16 protein-coding genes are annotated in these 18424 nt (G+C 36.7%); 14 read left to right on the forward strand and 2 right to left on the reverse strand.

Going from position 1 to position 18424, the window contains the following annotated elements; genetic code table 11:
- The first annotated feature begins 59 nt into the window (after nt 1-59).
- The 14 genes from spoIIP (at nt 60) to deoC (ending at nt 15801) form a co-directional block, all read left to right on the forward strand.
- Nucleotides 60-1205 (forward strand): stage II sporulation protein P, encoded by a 1146-nt coding sequence (gene spoIIP / locus TEPIDINF_RS02290; protein WP_421691285.1) that lies wholly within the window; start codon nt 60-62, stop codon nt 1203-1205.
- 5 nt (nt 1206-1210) lie between these two features.
- A complete protein-coding gene (locus TEPIDINF_RS02295; protein WP_421691286.1) occupies nt 1211-1591 on the forward strand; it encodes a DUF3679 domain-containing protein in 381 nt (126 codons plus the stop codon).
- 108 nt (nt 1592-1699) lie between these two features.
- Nucleotides 1700-3511 (forward strand): translation elongation factor 4, encoded by a 1812-nt coding sequence (gene lepA / locus TEPIDINF_RS02300; protein ID WP_421691287.1) that lies wholly within the window; start codon nt 1700-1702, stop codon nt 3509-3511.
- A 115-nt stretch (nt 3512-3626) separates the two neighbouring features.
- Nucleotides 3627-4769: a radical SAM family heme chaperone HemW gene (gene hemW / locus TEPIDINF_RS02305; protein WP_421691288.1), complete on the forward strand. Its 1143-nt coding sequence runs from the start codon at nt 3627-3629 to the stop codon at nt 4767-4769.
- Between the two features lie 88 nt (nt 4770-4857).
- The gene (gene hrcA / locus TEPIDINF_RS02310; RefSeq protein ID WP_068727432.1) at nt 4858-5901 is read left to right on the forward strand and encodes a heat-inducible transcriptional repressor HrcA; all 1044 of its coding nucleotides are present in this window, start codon (nt 4858-4860) and stop codon (nt 5899-5901) included.
- A gap of 184 nt (nt 5902-6085) precedes the next feature.
- Nucleotides 6086-7633: a TCP-1/cpn60 chaperonin family protein gene (locus TEPIDINF_RS02315; RefSeq protein WP_421691289.1), complete on the forward strand. Its 1548-nt coding sequence runs from the start codon at nt 6086-6088 to the stop codon at nt 7631-7633.
- A gap of 11 nt (nt 7634-7644) precedes the next feature.
- The gene (gene grpE / locus TEPIDINF_RS02320) at nt 7645-8223 is read left to right on the forward strand and encodes a nucleotide exchange factor GrpE (protein WP_421691290.1); all 579 of its coding nucleotides are present in this window, start codon (nt 7645-7647) and stop codon (nt 8221-8223) included.
- Nucleotides 8224-8278: 55 nt separating this feature from the next.
- Nucleotides 8279-10111 (forward strand): molecular chaperone DnaK, encoded by a 1833-nt coding sequence (gene dnaK, locus TEPIDINF_RS02325; RefSeq protein WP_068723328.1) that lies wholly within the window; start codon nt 8279-8281, stop codon nt 10109-10111.
- 159 nt (nt 10112-10270) lie between these two features.
- Nucleotides 10271-11395, forward strand: a complete 1125-nt coding sequence (dnaJ, locus tag TEPIDINF_RS02330) for a molecular chaperone DnaJ (protein WP_068723339.1) — start codon at nt 10271-10273, stop codon at nt 11393-11395.
- Nucleotides 11396-11547: 152 nt separating this feature from the next.
- On the forward strand, nt 11548-12483 hold the full coding sequence (prmA, locus tag TEPIDINF_RS02335) for a 50S ribosomal protein L11 methyltransferase (protein ID WP_069800246.1): 936 nt from the start codon (nt 11548-11550) through the stop codon (nt 12481-12483).
- A 17-nt stretch (nt 12484-12500) separates the two neighbouring features.
- Nucleotides 12501-13235, forward strand: coding sequence for a 16S rRNA (uracil(1498)-N(3))-methyltransferase (locus TEPIDINF_RS02340; RefSeq protein WP_421691291.1), 735 nt, complete (start codon nt 12501-12503; stop codon nt 13233-13235).
- Between the two features lie 3 nt (nt 13236-13238).
- Entirely contained in the window at nt 13239-14573 is a 1335-nt protein-coding gene (mtaB, locus tag TEPIDINF_RS02345; RefSeq protein ID WP_069800242.1) for a tRNA (N(6)-L-threonylcarbamoyladenosine(37)-C(2))-methylthiotransferase MtaB, read from the forward strand.
- Between the two features lie 108 nt (nt 14574-14681).
- Nucleotides 14682-15122, forward strand: coding sequence for an NUDIX hydrolase (locus tag TEPIDINF_RS02350; RefSeq protein WP_068723346.1), 441 nt, complete (start codon nt 14682-14684; stop codon nt 15120-15122).
- Nucleotides 15123-15126: 4 nt separating this feature from the next.
- Nucleotides 15127-15801: a deoxyribose-phosphate aldolase gene (deoC, locus tag TEPIDINF_RS02355; protein ID WP_069800240.1), complete on the forward strand. Its 675-nt coding sequence runs from the start codon at nt 15127-15129 to the stop codon at nt 15799-15801.
- Nucleotides 15802-15911: 110 nt separating this feature from the next.
- On the opposite strand, the gene TEPIDINF_RS02360 is transcribed toward deoC, so the two are convergent.
- Both TEPIDINF_RS02360 and TEPIDINF_RS02365 read right to left on the reverse strand, forming a co-directional pair.
- Nucleotides 15912-16853, reverse strand: a complete 942-nt coding sequence (locus TEPIDINF_RS02360) for a Na/Pi cotransporter family protein (RefSeq protein WP_421691292.1) — start codon at nt 16851-16853, stop codon at nt 15912-15914.
- 85 nt (nt 16854-16938) lie between these two features.
- Nucleotides 16939-18162, reverse strand: coding sequence for an MFS transporter (locus tag TEPIDINF_RS02365; protein WP_421691293.1), 1224 nt, complete (start codon nt 18160-18162; stop codon nt 16939-16941).
- Between the last annotated feature and the right edge of the window lie 262 nt (nt 18163-18424).

Raw genomic sequence — 18424 nt, forward strand, 5'->3', positions numbered from 1 at the left:
TCTCCTTTTCCTTGCATAGATTGGTGGTAAAGACTGTAATGAGGAGAAAGGATGAAAATATGAGACAACCTTCTATCCAAAAAATATTTATGTCCCTTTCTTTAGGAACAGCTTTATTGTTTTTGCTATTTAGTATTGTGTTATTACAATTTTCACCAAAGCAACAACAAAATTTAAATTGGTGGAATCAATACACAGTGAAATGGTCTACCAAACAAATTCTTCAAATGTTTGAAATAGAAATTCCTTTTTTCCAAATGAATGTACAAGCTCTCACTGAGAATGAGGGCGAAGAAAAAGAAAGTTCATTATTAAGTTTTCTACCTTTCTTCACCCCAAGCCATCCTAATGATTTGATCAAACAGGAGATTCCAGGTTTTTCCGTAATGGATCTCCAACAACTCACAGCATCTAATATTACGGATATTGACCATGAACTAATTGAATCAACTCCTCCGGAGGAATTTTTGCAAGAGAAAAAATTGGACGACCTTGATCCAGCTCAACAAGAAGCATTAAAAACAATGGTTTCAAACAAAAAATTAGTGTTTATTTACCATACACATGATACAGAAGCTTATATCCCAGAGGTAAGAAAAAAAGAACCAGAGATCAAAAAAGAATCTGATATGTATTACAACAGTTCAGTGAATGTGACCCAAGTTGGAAAGAAATTAGGCGAGGAATTAAATAAATTAGGGATTAAATCTGTTGTTTCCACAAAAAAGTATAATCCTGAAAAGTTTAGTTTATCCTATTTAGAATCAAGAAAAACAGTAAAAGCAGCATTGCAGCAGAATGATTACGAATTTATTTTTGATATCCATCGTGATTCGCAACGCCGTGAAGATACGACGGTAAAAATCAATGGAAAAGATTATGCAAAAATTGCTTTTGTTATTGGAACAGGAAACAAAAATTATGAACAAAACAAAGCATTTGCCTTAAAACTTCGAGCTGCGATTGAAAAGCGTTATCCGGGTCTAACAAAACCAATTATCGCAAAAGAGAAGACAAAAGGTGTGAATGGGGAATATAATCAATCCCTTTCACCTAACCTATTGGTGATTGAAGTTGGGGGTATTGATAATACATTTTCGGAAACTGATAGGACAGCAAAAGCACTTGCTGAGGCGGTGGCAGATCTTTATTGGCAAGCTGAACAAGTGGATGCAAAACCACAAAGCAATTCAAGTAAGGAGTGAATCCATTGGTTAGATTTACGATTCGTTTTATCTCTATTGTTGTGATCTTAATGTTTGGGATATTGATCGGCATGAATATGGCTGAGAAGGGGATATACCGAGTTGCTGGTAATCCTAATCTTCCGACAGATAGTTTAAATATTGCTCAAAAAAATCAACAGGTAGAAGTAAAAGTTTTAGGAAAAACGTATACAACAACGATCCCAAAAACAACGAAAACAGAAAAAGATACTTCCCCGAAAGAAAAAGAAGAATCTACGCAAAAGGTGCCTTCCTCTAATCAAATGAGTTTATTAAGCAAGGTAGGAAATGCTTTAAGTATAACCCTGCAAAAAGGAGCAGAGAAAGGATTGGAAATGTTAGCCAATTTCATTCACAATTCTTAAGAGAGCTATAATGGCTCTTTTCTTTTTTGATTCCTGATTGTTTCTATATTGGATAATTGTTATAATATTATGCAGTGTATTTGTCTACGGTTGTAGGAGGAATTTATCATGAGCGATCTTGACAGACAAAAAAGGATTCGAAACTTTTCCATTATCGCCCATATCGATCATGGAAAATCTACATTAGCTGATCGAATATTAGAATATACTGGTGCTTTAACAAAGAGGGAAATGGAAGATCAAGTTTTAGATCAAATGGAACTTGAACGGGAACGTGGAATTACCATTAAACTTCAAGCTGTACGTCTAAATTATAAAGCAAAAGATGGAGAAGAATATCTTTTGAATTTAATCGATACCCCAGGACATGTAGATTTTACTTATGAAGTATCTAGGTCTCTAGCAGCTTGTGAAGGGGCTATCCTTGTCGTGGATGCAGCTCAAGGGATTGAAGCTCAAACATTAGCAAACGTTTATCTTGCTTTAGAAAACGATTTAGAAATTATCCCAGTGGTTAATAAAATTGATTTACCAAGTGCTGAACCGGAACGAGTAAAACAGGAGATCGAGGATGTTATTGGTTTAGATGCATCAGATGCAGTACTAGCTTCGGCAAAGGCTGGGATTGGGATTGAGGAAATTTTAGAGCAGGTCGTTCAAAAGGTTCCTGCACCTATTGGTTCGAAAGATGAGCCGTTACAAGCCCTGATCTTCGACTCTCACTATGACCCATATAAAGGAGTGATCACCTATATCCGTGTAGTCAATGGAACGATTAAACCGGGTATGAAAATAAAGATGATGGCCACAGGTAAGTCCTTTGAGGTAACAGAAGTGGGTGTCTTTAAACCAAAAATGACACAAGTTGATGAATTAACAGTTGGCGACGTAGGCTTTGTCGTTGCAGCAATCAAAAATGTAAAAGATACCCGTGTGGGAGATACGATTACAGATGCCAAAAGACCTGCAGCAGAACCATTGCCAGGTTATCGTAAAGTCAATCCAATGGTATTCTGTGGCTTGTACCCTGTTGAAACACAGGATTATAATGATTTAAGAGATGCATTAGAGAAGCTTGAATTAAATGATGCAGCTTTAAAATATGAACCTGAAACGTCAACAGCATTAGGTTTTGGTTTCCGTTGTGGCTTTTTAGGATTACTCCATATGGAAATCATTCAAGAACGACTTGAACGTGAATTTGGAATCAATTTAATCACAACAGCTCCAAGTGTGGTTTATCATGTAACAAAAACCAATGGAGAAAAATTGGTCATAGATAACCCATCTAATTTGCCTGAGCCAGTTCATATTGAATATATTGAAGAACCATATGTAAAAGCAGGGATCATGGTTCCAAATGACTATGTCGGAGCAGTGATGGAACTTTGTCAGGGAAAACGGGGAGAATTTGTCGATATGCAATATTTAGATACCAATCGTGTTACCTTGACATATAATATGCCTTTATCTGAAATTGTCTATGATTTCTTTGATCAATTAAAATCGGGAACCAAAGGGTACGCTTCCTTTGATTACGAGCTAATTGGATATAAAGCCTCTAACTTAGTAAGAGTAGATATTTTACTCAATGGAGAAAAAGTAGACGCACTCTCGTTTATCGTTCATAAAGACAGAGCATATCACAAAGGAAAGCAGATTGCAGAAAAACTAAAACAATTAATTCCTAGACAAATGTTCGAAGTTCCAATTCAAGCTGCCATTGGCAATAAAATTATTGCTAGAGAAACGATTAGTGCGATGAGAAAAAATGTATTAGCAAAATGTTATGGTGGCGATATTTCGAGAAAAAGAAAGCTTTTAGAAAAGCAAAAAGAGGGTAAAAAACGAATGAAGGCCGTAGGAACTGTTGAAGTTCCCCAAGAAGCCTTTATGGCTATTCTAAAAATGGACGAATGATGAATGAATAGGAAAAATAAAAAGAATATCGAAACCTGCACTGAGGTGTAGGTTTTCCTTGTTTTTAACAGATGGAAATGGGCACTTTTGCGGGGCAATGAAGGAGGGATAAAGCGTGGCAAATGCAGTCTATATTCATATACCGTTTTGCACGAATAAATGTCATTATTGTGATTTCAACTCATATGTTGTAAGTGGTCAACCTGTCATGGAATATTTAAAAGCCCTCGACTTAGAAATGGAAAAAACGGTTGAGCTATTTCCAACTGGAGAAATCAAAACGATTTTTGTTGGCGGTGGAACGCCAACGGTTTTAACTCCAAAAGAAATGGAGGTTTTTTTGACTTCTGTTCGCAAGCATTTCCCTCATTGGAACGAGGAGATTGAATTTACGATGGAAGCTAATCCAGGAACTGTGGAATTAGATAAATTAAAAATGATGAAGGAATTCGGAATCAATCGGATTAGTATGGGTGTTCAAGCCTTTCAAGATGATTTATTATCATTTATTGGCCGAATACATTCTGAAAAAGAAGTTTATCAGAGTATAGAGAATGCTCATCACTTAGGGTTTAAAAACCTTAGCATCGATTTAATGATCGGTTTACCAAATCAAACGATTGAGATGGTTAGAGAGAGTCTGAAAAAGGCAATTCAACTTCAATTACCTCACTTCTCTGTATATAGCTTAAAAGTAGAACAAAATACATTATTTCATACATTTTATCAAAAAAATAGATTACCCTTACCTCCTGAAGAAGATGAATTAAACATGTATTTAATCACCATGGAGGAAATGGAAAAACACGGATACCATCAATACGAAATTAGTAATTTTGCAAAACCAGGGTATGAAAGTAAACATAATATCACCTATTGGAAAAACGAAGATTATTTTGGATTGGGTGCTGGCGCCCATGGGTATATTCAAGGCAGAAGACATGCGAATATTAAAGGGGTACGACCCTATATTGATCATCTATTAAAGGAAAATCAATTACCAAGATTCGAAGAGTTTGAGGTCTCACTGCAGGAGAAAAAGGAAGATATGCTGATGTTAGGTCTACGAATGCTTGAAGGGGTCAAATTTAGCGACTACGAAAAAGAGTTTAATGAAGAGATGTTGAGCCGATTTAGAGCGCAAATTGAGAAATTAGTAAATCTAGGGCTATTGATGAAGGAAAAAGACCGAATCAAACTCTCTCAAAAAGGACTGATTTATGGTAATGAAGTCTTTGCGGAATTTATTTCCGTATAGGAATTGACAAGACAGGGTAGGATTTGATATCTTTTAAATAGATTTTAGCACTCGTCAAAGGTGAGTGCTAATAATGGAGGTGGATGGTTTGCTGACAGAAAGACAGAAAAAGATATTAAAAGCTATCGTCACTCATTATATTGAATCTGCTGAGCCGGTTGGTTCTCGGTCAATTTCTAAGCGGCAAGATATTGGTTTTAGTTCTGCAACCATCCGTAATGAAATGGCTGATTTGGAAGAAATGGGTTATTTAGAACAACCACATACTTCAGCTGGTCGGGTTCCATCAAATAGAGGATATCGCTATTATGTCGATCATTTAATGAACCCAGAAGATTCGATTATTTCAAAAGATATTTTGACGAATATTAGCAAAGTATTTACAGATCAATTTAATGAATTTGAACAATTGATCGAACAAACTGCGATCATTTTGTCGCAAATTACAAATTACACAAGTATTATTTTGGGTCCAGAGATTTATCATACTAAACTGAAGAATATTCAAATCGTGCCGATTACAGATGAAAGTTTAGTTGTGATACTGGTAACCAATACAGGTAAAGTAGAACATAAGATGTTAACTATACCACAAGGGGTTTCCATCAATGAGATTGAAAAAATGGTTCGTTTTTTGAATCATAAATTATCGGGAATACCGTTGTATCAATTGAAATCAAAAATATTTATGGAAATAAACAAGGAATTTCAACGCAATTCTTATGAATTTGAGCAATCGATGAAGATGATTGATCAGATCCTTTTAAACCTTGATGAAACCACTTTAGATAATAAAATCTATATGGGTGGTACAACAAATATCCTTAATCAACCTGAATTTAGCGATATCAATACTATTAAAGATCTTCTCACTTTGTTTGAAAAAACAGATACCATTAGACAGTTAGTGAGCTCTAATCATAAAGGAATTGAAGTGAAGATCGGAACTGAAAATGAGATTGAGATTGCAAGTAACTGTAGTATTATTACTGCCACCTATGAATTCGAAGGTAAACCTTTGGGAACAATCGGTATCTTTGGTCCTACCCGTATGGATTATGGGCGTGTGATTCGTATCTTAGAATTTTTAACAAAAGATTTATCGGAGTTTATTTCCCGCTTATATAAATAAAATGTTTTTTTGGTTAGCCACCACTTTAACAGTGGGGCTTCCGCTTTTTGAATATTAAAGAAGATATAACTTTCTTTTCATTATTATAATGTGATCCCTCAAAAGTAATCGGAAATATCTTTTCAAGGAAGGCGGCACTTTTGTGGGCTTTCTTAAATTGTACTTTGTGTTGAAAGGATGCTGAATGATGAATCATCACAGCAATCAATCCCATCAAGATACCGATGATCGACTAACAGCACTACATAGTAATACAAATGCCATTAGGGCTATTGCTTCAGCTGTGGAAGGTACTTTGGGTCCTAAAGGTTTAGATACGATGTTGGTCGATACTACAGGCGAAGTTGTGATTACCAACGATGGGGTAACCATTTTAAATAAAATGGAAGTAAATCACCCAGCAGCAAAAATGCTTATACAAGTGGCTCGTTCCCAACAAAATGAGATTGGTGATGGAACAACGACAGCCACGATTCTATCAAGTGAATTATTGTCTTTAGCAGTTAACCAAGTAGATAGAGGCGTTCCCATTCCTAAGGTGATAATGGGTTTAAAACAGGGAATTCGACTTGCAATCCAATTTTTGAAACAACATGTAAGGCCTGTAGAAGATTTAAATAAGGATTGGATTCATCAAATTGCTTTAATTGCGGGTCGAGAGCATGAAGATGTTGCTGAGCTTATTGTAGAAGCTGCCAAATTAGTGGGGAAGGAAAAGTTATTAGATTCCCAGTTCAAATTTGCAGATACGATTTTGGCATATGAAGGTTCAGAAAATGAATTAGTCTCAGGCCTCATTTTGAAAAAGAAGAAAATGAATCCTGATATGCCTCAAAAGATAGAAAACGTGAAGTTACTAGTCATACAGGATGCTTTTGAACCTGAAGAGATTGATGATGAAGCATTAGGAACGGAAATAGGGTTTAGCAAGTACCTAGAATATAAAGAGATCTTTAAGCAAAATCTAGATAAAGTAGAACAATTAGGAATTAATCTGATCGCGGTTCATCGTGGGGTCGATCCTATGGCAGAAGAATTTTGTGTCGACCATGGAATTATGATGATTCAGCGTCTTTCTAGTGAAGATATGAAGCTTTTAGCTGAACATACTGGTGCCAAAATGATGAAACGTACAGGTTTAAATAAAGAGCTTGAAGAGTTAAAATCCTATTTGGGATATGCTCAACTTGTCTATGAAGATGAAAAACTTGAAAAAGTAAGAGTAGTTGGAGGAAAAGGTAAACCGACGGCTACGATTCTAGTAGGTGCATCTACTGGCGAAATTGTAGAAGAAAGAGAGAGAATTGCAAAGGATGCTGCCTCGTCAGTTCAAGCTGCCATTCGTTCAGGTTATGTACCTGGAGGAGGGGCAGTTGAAATGGCCATTTCCAAGGAAATCGAAAGAATACGGGAACAGACTCGTGGTATGGAAGGCTTTGGACTTGAAGCTGTTGCTCAAGCTTTAACAAAGCCAATGGCCCAAATCGTATTAAATGCTGGATTTAACCCATTAGAAAAATTAGATGAGGTAAAAGTGGCCCAAATTGAACAGCAAAGTGATGCCATTGGTATTAATACAGACACTGGACAATTGATGGATATGGAGCAAAATGGCATTCTTGATCCTGCCTTGGTAAAAATTCATGCATTAAAAGCTGCGGGGGAAATTTGTGAAGCGATTTTGCGTATTCATACCATTATTCGTATGAAGAAAGATGAAGACCAAGATTAGGAGGTGAATCAATGACAGATCAAATGAAGGAAAAAGAAACCACTGTCATGGAAGAAGAAAATGAGAATGTAGCAGAACAAGAAGTTTTAGCTGAAATGAACAATGAAAAGGATTCAAATGAGGTTGGGGTGCAAGAAGAACAGGATGAAGTGTCACAATTAAAGCAAACGATTGAAGAGTTACAAAATCGTCTATTACGCACCCAAGCAGATTTTGAAAACTTTAGGAAAAGAACAAGAGTTGAAAAAGAAGAATTAGCAAAATATGCAACAGCAAAGCTTGTTGAATCCCTTCTTCCTGCAATAGATAATTTTGAACGAGCTATTGACTCAAGCAAAGATTCACAAAACCTTGATTTATTTTTACAAGGGGTAGAAATGGTTTATCGTCAAATTGAACAAGTATTGACGCAAGAGGGATTAGAAAAGATCGAAGCTGTTGGACAGCCTTTTAATCCTGAAATTCATCAAGCAGTGATGCAAGTAGAAACAGATGAATTTGATTCAGGAATCGTTGTGGAAGAATTACAAAAAGGATACAAGCTAAAAGAAAAAGTAATTCGTCCTTCAATGGTTAAGGTAAATGCATAAACAAAGTGTAGAAGAAATTAAAATTTAAGATAAATTTGTTGGAGGTAATGTTTTTATGGGAAAAGTTATTGGAATTGACTTAGGAACAACAAACTCTTGTGTTGCTGTATTAGAAGGTGGCGAACCTGTTGTAATACCTAATCCAGAAGGAAACCGTACAACACCATCTGTTGTTGCTTTTACAAAGGATGGAGAACGTTTGGTAGGTGAAGTTGCAAAACGTCAAGCAATTACAAATCCAAACACTGTCATCTCGATTAAACGTCATATGGGTACAAATTACAAAGTGAATATTGATGGGAAAGAATACACACCACAAGAAATCTCAGCCATTATCCTACAAAAATTAAAAGCTGATGCAGAAGCTTATCTTGGCGAACCTGTTACTCAAGCAGTTATCACTGTTCCAGCCTATTTTAACGATAGCCAACGTCAGGCTACAAAAGATGCAGGTAAAATTGCTGGTTTAGAAGTACTACGTATTGTAAACGAACCAACTGCTGCTTCTTTAGCTTATGGTTTAGAAAAAGAAGAAGATCAAACAATCCTCGTTTATGACCTTGGAGGCGGTACTTTCGACGTATCCATTCTTGAATTAGGTGACGGATTTTTTGAAGTAAAAGCGACTAGTGGAGATAATAAACTTGGTGGTGACGATTTTGACCAAGTGATTATAGACTATTTAGTCGATATCTTTAAAAAAGAAAATGGAATTGATTTAAGTAAAGATAAAATGGCTTTACAACGTCTTAAAGATGCAGCTGAAAAAGCAAAAAAAGATCTATCTGGTGTTCTAACCACTACGATTTCTCTACCATTTATCACGGCAGATGCGACAGGGCCTAAGCACTTAGAAGTTACTTTAACTCGGGCAAAATTTGAAGAATTGACTGCTCATTTAGTAGAAAGAACAATGGGTCCAACTCGTCAAGCTTTAAAAGATGCTGGATTAAGCCCAAATGAGATTGATAAAGTCGTTCTTGTTGGTGGTTCTACTCGTATTCCAGCAGTGCAAGAAGCGATTAAGAAATTTATAGGGAAAGAACCTCATAAAGGAGTAAACCCTGATGAAGTAGTTGCTCTTGGGGCAGCTATTCAAGCTGGTGTGTTAACTGGTGATGTAAAAGATGTGGTATTACTTGACGTTACACCATTATCACTAGGGATTGAAACATTAGGTGGCGTATTTACAAAATTGATTGATCGCAATACAACCATTCCTACAAGTAAATCCCAAGTCTTCTCTACCGCAGCTGATAACCAAACTGCTGTTGACATTCATGTGCTTCAAGGGGAAAGAGAAATGGCTGCATATAATAAAACATTAGGCCGTTTCCAATTAACGGATATTCCACCTGCACCACGTGGTATTCCGCAAATTGAAGTAACTTTTGATATCGACGCTAACGGTATAGTAAATGTTTCTGCGAAGGATTTGGGTACAGGAAAAAGCCAAAAAATCACCATTACTTCTTCAAGCGGTTTAAGTGATGAAGAAGTTGAGAAAATGATCAAAGAAGCAGAAGCAAATGCTGAGGCAGACAAAAAACGTCGTGAAGAAATCGAAATTCGCAACCAAGCAGACTCCATGATTTATACAACAGAAAAAACATTAAAAGAGCTTGAAGGAAAAGTAGATCAAGCTGAAGTTGATAAAGCAAATCAAGCAAAAGAAGCATTGAAAAAAGCCTTAGAAGGCAACAATATTGAGGAAATTAAGTCTGCGAATGAAAAACTCACAGAAGTTGTTCAACAACTATCTGTCAAACTTTACGAACAAGCACAGGCACAAGCAGGTGCACAAGCTGAAGCAGGAGAACAAACCAATAAAAAAGAGAACGTGGTAGACGCAGATTATGAAGTTGTCGATGATGACAACAACAAATAATCTATCGAATGTATATTACAACGAGCTCCGTCATCCATGCCTTTCTACTTATTCATTGTTTAATGAAAAGAGAGATATACTTTTTTTCCATTTAATTAAAGTCAAAGTCGACTTCTTGGCTTTGACTTTTGCATGTTTTCTAAAGAACGGGGGGATTGAATGAGTAAACGGGATTATTATGAGGTACTTGGCGTCAGCAAAAATGCCTCAAATGAAGAAATAAAAAAAGCTTATCGGAAACTTGCTCGTCAATATCATCCCGATGTCAATAAATCACCAGATGCTGAAACCAAATTTAAAGAAGTGAAAGAAGCCTATGATGTATTAAGCGATGCACAAAAACGTTCTCGTTATGATCAGTTTGGACATGAAGATCCTACTGCAGGTTTTGGAGGATCAGGTTTTGGTGGAGCAGATTTTGGTGACTTTGGTGACATCTTTGATATGTTTTTTGGAGGCGGAGGAAGAAGAACCCGAAATCCAAATGCCCCAAGAAGAGGAGCAGACCTTCAATATAGTATGACCTTAGAATTTAAAGAGGCCGTATTCGGTAAGGAAACAGATATTACGATTCCTAGAGAGGAACAGTGCGATACCTGTCATGGAACAGGCGCAAAACCAGGTACTAAAATCGAGACTTGTTCGGTATGTAAGGGAACTGGCCAGCAAGAAGTGGTACAGAATACCCCGTTTGGTCGTATTGTCAATCGTAGGGTATGTAATGCTTGTCATGGGCAAGGTAAAATCATTACTGAGAAATGTACAGATTGCCATGGTAGTGGACGAGTGAAGAAACGAAAAACGATTCATGTCAAAGTCCCAGCAGGTGTTGATGATGGTTCTCAACTAAGGGTAAGTGGTGAAGGGGAGCCAGGAGTCAACGGTGGACCTTCAGGAGATTTGTTTATTGTTTTACATGTTAAAGCTCACGACTTTTTTGAACGTGATGGTGATGATATCTATTGTGAGGTTCCTATCACTTTTACCCAAGCAGCCTTAGGGGATGAGATTGAAGTTCCTACTTTAGATGGAAGAGTCAAGTTAAAGATTCCTGAGGGAACACAGACAGGTACAAACTTCAGATTAAGAGGAAAAGGTGTGCCTCGTTTACGTTATAGTGGTAGAGGTGACCAGCATGTGAAAGTGGTTGTTGTTACACCAACCAAATTGACCACTGAACAAAAAGATCTATTACGACAATTGGGGAATTTAAGCGGAGAGGAAACACATGAGCAACAAAAGTCATTTTTTGAAAGAATGAAAAAAGCTTTTATGGGGGAATAGGGTGTTCCCCCTTTTTATCGAAAAAGAAAGCATAACTTTCTTTTCATTATATTAAAATGAGTCCCCACAAAAGTAATCGGAATATGGTTCGAAGGAGGTCGTTACTTTTGTGGGCTATCTTGTCTTCTAATAATTTCAGGAGGAATTATAATATGAAATGGTCAGAAATTACGATTCACACAACTCAAGAGGCAATTGAGGCAGTGGCGAATATTTTACATGAATCTGGTGCAGGTGGGGTAATCATTGAGGATCCAGAAGTACTAAATCGGGAATGGGAAACTCCATATGGCGAAGTCTATCAACTTTCTCCTGAAGATTATCCTGAAGAAGGTGTATATGTAAAAGCTTATTTTCCTTTAAATAGTTATTTAATGGAAACGATTGAACAAATTAAACAACTTATCAATAACTTGCTAACCTACGATATTAATATTGGTACGGGAAAAGTATCTATTTCAGAGGTAAATGAAGAAGATTGGGCATCTGGATGGAAAAAGTATTATAAGCCAGTTAAAGTATCTAATCGAATCCTCATCACTCCTACATGGGAGGAAGTAGAAGAAACAAATGACCAATTAATCATTGAATTAGACCCGGGAATGGCCTTTGGTACAGGCACTCACCCTACTACAGTCATGTGTATTCAAGCTTTAGAGAAAGTAATTAAAGGTAACGAAGAAATGATTGATGTAGGATGTGGAACAGGCGTATTGAGTATCGCTGCTGCAAAACTAGGTGCAAAGCACATACTTGCTCTTGATTTAGACGAAGTAGCTGTTAAAAGTGCAAAGTTGAATACAAAAATCAATCATGTAGATGACAGGGTTGAGGTGAAACAAAACAATCTACTGGATCATATTGATCAACAAGTAGATATAGTTGTCGCTAATATCCTAGCAGAAGTGATTCTAAGGTTTACCGGTGATGTAGCAAGGATACTTAAGCCAAAGGGAATCTTTATTACTTCAGGTATTATTCAAAATAAGAGTGATTTGGTAAAAGAAGCCCTTAAAAGGGAAGGTTTGGTTATAGAGGAAACACTTCAACAAGAGGATTGGGTAGCGTTTATTGCAAAAAAAGTTTAGAATAGTAGGGATATCATATGCAAAGATACTTTGTTCCAAAAGAACAGTTTAACGAAGATAGAGTGACTATTTTGGGCGATGATGCTTATCATTTGATCAAAGTATTACGTTCTGAACCAGGAGATCAAATCATTTGCTCAAATGGAGAAGGATTAGATGTTTTAGCAGAAATCACTTCAATTGAAGCGAAACAAGTGGATTGTCGCATTCTTTCTAAACTTGAGGGAACCCGTGAACCAAAAGTTGAAATCATTCTTGCTCAAGGGCTACCAAAAGCTGATAAAATGGATTTGATTATCCAAAAGGGAACTGAAATTGGAGTAAAAAGTTTTATTCCCTTTACCTCTGAGAGAACGATTGTTCAATTAAATGATAAAAAAGAAAAAAAAAGATTGGAACGATGGGAAAAAATTGCAAAGGAAGCAGCTGAACAAGCACAACGAAGTGTAATTCCTAACATTTTACCAGTGCATAGTTGGAAAGAATTATTACAGATTGTAAAAAATGAATGGTCTCTTATTGCTTTTGAGCAAGAAAGCACGAAGACATTATACCAAGTTCTTTCAAACAATCTGGAAGTAAAACGGGTTTTACTCATCATTGGTCCTGAAGGTGGTTTTTCCAATCAGGAAGTCATCGAAGCAGAAAATCATGGTTCTATCTCGATTTCTCTTGGTAATAGAATTCTCAGAACAGAAACAGCTGGTCTTGTCGGTGTAGCAAATATCTTATATCATCTAGAAAGGGGATAAACGTTGTCTACCGTAGCATTTCATACTTTAGGCTGTAAAGTAAATCATTATGAAACAGAAGCGATCTGGCAACTGTTTAAAAATAGTGGGTACGAACGCGTCGATTTTGAAAGAAAAGCTGACGTTTATATCATAAATACTTGCACAGTGACCAATACTGGGGATAAAAAGAGCAGACAAGTAATTAGAAGAGCGATCAAGAAAAATCCTGAAGCGGTGATCGCAGTAACAGGTTGTTATGCTCAAACCTCACCTGCAGAAATTTTGGATATTCCTGGGGTTGATATTATCGTCGGAAACCAAGGCAGGGAAAAGATTGTTGACTATGTAGAAGAATATCGCAAAACAAGAGAACCGATTAATGCGGTTAAGAATATTATGAAGACCAAGGAATTTGAAGAATTAGATGTGCCTGAGTTTTCCGATCGAACAAGGGCGTCATTAAAGATTCAAGAAGGGTGCAATAACTTCTGTACTTTCTGTATAATTCCTTGGGCAAGAGGATTGTTACGCAGCCGTAAGCCTGAGAATGTAATTAAGCAAGCAAGACAATTAGTCGCTGCTGGCTACAATGAAATTGTTCTAACAGGGATTCATACAGGAGGGTACGGAGAAGATCTAGAAGATTATAGTTTAGCCAAATTATTATGGGATCTAGATGCTGTGAAAGGTTTAAAACGAATTCGTATCAGCTCTATTGAGGCTAGCCAAATTACGGATGAAGTATTAGAGGTTTTAAATAAGTCTAATAAAGTGGTTCGTCATCTTCATATTCCATTGCAAGCAGGAGATGATGAAGTATTAAAACGAATGAAACGGAAATATACCGTTGAAGAATACAGGAATAAAATATTACAAATTAGAGAAGCTTTACCTGAAGTAGCCATTACGACCGATGTCATTGTAGGATTTCCTGGAGAGACAGAAGAACAATTTATGAATGGCTATCATCTAATGGAGGAGCTGGAATTTGCTGAAATGCATGTTTTCCCTTATTCTAAACGAAGTGGAACTCCAGCAGCCAAAATGGATCATCAAGTTCCTGAAGAGGTAAAACATGAGCGTGTACAAAAATTAATTGAATTATCCACTCGTCTATCGATGAAATATGCAACCAAATTCGTAGGACAGGTGCTGGAAGTCATTCCAGAGCGCTCTTACAAAGAAGATCCTGACAGTGGATTTTATACAGGTTATTCAGATAACTACCTTCAAATCGTATTTGAGGGAAATGAAGAAATGATTGGTAAAATCTGTAGAGTAAGACTAGATGGTGTAGGACCTGAATATTGTCAGGGTACCCTAATCGACATAGAAGAAAAGACAGCAGCAGTATAGCACTCTATGGTGATCAACTTTTGATCACCTTTTTTGTTTAAAAACCAGTAAAATGACAATCCTTAAAGTAGTAGATTTTAATTTAGATGAAGAAGGAGGAGATTAAACTTGAAGGAAGTATCAGCTGGTGGAGTCGTTTTTTTTGAGGCAGATCACCATATTGAATTACTTTTGATTCAAGACCGTTGTCAAAGATGGACACTCCCTAAAGGGAAACAAGAAGAAGGGGAAACTTTCGCTGAAACCGCATTAAGAGAAATAGCTGAAGAAACTGGAATTGAAGGAACCATTGTCAAACCTTTAGATAAAGTTTATTATGAGTATTATCACCCTAGCAATGGAAAGATAGAGAAGGAAGTTCACTATTATTTAGTAAAAACCACATCCAAAGAGTTGAAGGTTCAAGTCAGTGAAATCAATGCGGCAGAATGGTTTAGTTTAGAAGAGGCCTGGGAAAGACAAAAAATATCAGGTTATGACAACAACCTGCTTGTTATAAAAATGGCATTAGAAGAGCTGGGGTTTAATCAATTTAGCCAGGAGGAATAAAGAAATGGATAAAAGAAAATTAGCCAAAATGATCGATCATACGTTATTAAAACCTGAAGCCACAGAAGAGATGATTGATAAACTCTGTTTAGAAGCAAAAGAAAATGAATTTGTTTCCGTCTGTGTGAACCCTTTTTGGGTAAAACGTTCCTTTCAACATTTAAAAGATACGAATGTCAAAGTGTGTACTGTCATTGGTTTTCCTTTAGGGGCAACAACCAAAGAAGTAAAAGTCTTTGAAACAAAGAAAGCAATTGAAGATGGTGCTACAGAAGTAGATATGGTCATTAATATCGGTGCACTAAAATCAAAACAGTACGAAATTGTTGAAGAAGATATAAAGGCGGTTGTTGAGGCTGCTAAAGGCAAAGCATTAGTAAAAGTTATCCTAGAAACAGGCTTGCTTACAAATGAAGAAAAAGTAAAAGTATGTGAAATCAGTAAGAAAGCCGGAGCCGATTTTGTTAAAACATCTACTGGTTTTGGCCATGGTGGAGCCACTTATGAAGACATCAAATTGATGAGGCTAACAGTTGGTCCTGAAATGGGAGTAAAAGCTTCAGGTGGGGTTAGAGATTTTGAAGGTGCCATGAAAATGATTGAAGCTGGAGCAACTAGAATTGGGGCAAGTTCAGGAATTGCCATTATCAATGGTTTAACAAGTGAGAATGATTATTAAAAATACATATTAAAGGTAAAAGGCTTGTATTTAGCAATGAAGCTAGAGCAAGCCTTTTATTATTCGTAGGATCCTGCAAAAGTTATCGGAATAAACTTCAAAGGTCGACGTCACTTTTGTGGGCTTCCCCCCTTCGGCGAGAGAAGTAATGTTAGATCGGCAAAGGGTTTAGCAAAGGGTAAAACAACTAATGAACTGATTAAATTAAAGATCAACTGAAAATGAGCAATTTGTACCGCAGGATAAGGGGTCAATACACGGACGATTTCTGAAAATTGGGGGATGAAAGGGTAAAATAGAATCACACCAAGTAGATTTAATAAAACATGAGCTATTGCTACTTGTTTTCCTTCTATACTGCCACCTATACTTGCAAGCACAGCCGTAAAGCATGTTCCGATATTGGCTCCTAAAACAATAGCAAGTCCAAAATCTAACGGAATTCCATTATGATAGATTATCCCCATCGTCATGGCAATCGTCGCACTACTTGATTGAATCACAGCCGTCATCAGAGTCCCTACTAAGATCCCGATCATGGTTTGATGTTCTTGTAAAGAAACGATTGATTGTAGCCAAGAGGATCGTTGAATAGGAACTGAAATCATCTGTAAGGCATCCATTCCAAGAAAAATAATAGAAAAACCAGCAATAAATAAACCGGTTGCTCTTACTTTATGATTTGAAAATAGAATAAGCATTGCACCAACCAATAATGCGGGTACTGCCCATTTGCCGATATTGAAGGCGATTAACTGAACCGTGACCACCGTACCAACATTCGTACCCAAAATAATGCCAATCGTTTGAAAAAAATCAATTAATCCTGCATTGATCAAGCCAATGGTGATTACAGTAACAGCACTACTACTTTGCAATAATAATGTGGCAATCGTTCCACTAAAAAAACCATGATAGGGTGTTTTAGTAAAACGGTACAAAAATTGCTGAAGATATTGACTAGAGATTCTTTCCAAACCCAATCTCATCATTTTCATACCAAATAAAAAAAGTGTCATTCCAGTAGCTAATGGAATAATGATTTCTCGCATAAAAATTCAACTCCTATGGTTGTCCTATGTAATCCTTATGAAGTCAAGAGTTAAAATAGAACAAACCTAGGAGTTCAGAGTCAAACTATTCAATCTGTCTCATTTTACTAAACCAAGCATAAAGAACATTGCAAAAGATAATCACTGCAGCAATTTCAAAAACAAGCTGTGTACTATATTTTGAGGCTAGATATCCAGCCGCTATCATAGAAATAGGTGAAAAGACATTAACAAGCACACGACTAGAAGTCATCACTCTTCCGAACAGGTGGTCAGGGATAATTTCTTGGCGATAAGCCATCATGTTGACATTCACGATAATTCCTATCATCAACAATAGAGTATAGGATACTGTAAAAGTAACTAAAGATTCATTCAACACTAAAATGAAAATGGAAAAGAAAACGCCAATACTCCCAAAACGTACGATTTTTCCTTTGGTTGCAATTTTTTTTAATGGTTTTAGTAGGAGTGTCGTTATAGAAGCCACGATTCCACTAACCCAAAAAATAATAGAGGTCTCTTCTGGGCCATAGCCTAGGATTTCTTTACTACCATAGATAAGAAGTGCTTGAACTAAAAAAATTCCCATATTCATAAACGTACTAAAAAGTGCAATAGGAAAAAGGATTTCATGCTTCGTTAAGTATTGGAATCCTTCCCTTATATCTTCAAGGATCTTATTGACTTTTTTGTTCCCACTGTTTTCGTCATCGTCCTTATTTAAAAAGCTTAAAACCATTCCAGAAAGGATGAAGGAAATGGCATTGATACCAATTGTCCCTGCCGCCCCAATCCATGCAATCAAGATTCCTGCTAGTGCAGGGCCAATCAATCTCATCAAGGTATTGATAAAGGTCAAATTAGCATTGGCCTCAACTAGATAACTTTTGGCAACAACCTTAGGAATATATCCCTCTGAAGCAGAATCAAATAATATTGTAAAGGTTGCTAATAAAAAAGCGGCGAGATAAATATGAATCATCTGAATATTTCCTAAATAGGTGAGCATGGTAATAACACCAACAATGATTCCACGTACCCAATCAGAAAAGACCATTAAGAGTTTTCTTGATTTCCGATCGACAAAGACGCCGATAAAAGGTGCCAATAAAACTTGGGGTATGATTTCCAAAGCAAAAGTAATTGAGCTAGACAAAGCAGAATGGGTTAATTCTAATACAAGCCAAGGTAGGGCAAGCAAATATAACTTATCTCCTAATTGTGAAATGAACCTTCCCACCATGAGTAATCCAAAAGATCGATTCATCCATTCTTTTTTTACAGGTAACCCTCTCATCAATTCCATAGCTATTCTCCTCTAATCATCTTGAATGACAAAAACATACATATTTAATCATCATTCTCTATTCCTAGGTGAACTACCCGCCACCTACGCTTCGCTTAGAGGTGAGGGCTTCTAAGGTAATCGCACCTAACGGTACGAAATTTACTTAGCTATCGAGCCTGTTCCATGCTCTATTTATGATTATACTAACAGTCGCAATCCTTCACGCTTGATATTGATAGAAGCGTTCCAATCTCTATCTGCCACAAAACCACAATCACAA

It is taken from the genome of Tepidibacillus infernus, assembly GCF_048898065.1.
Classification (GTDB): domain Bacteria; phylum Bacillota; class Bacilli; order Tepidibacillales; family Tepidibacillaceae; genus Tepidibacillus_B; species Tepidibacillus_B infernus.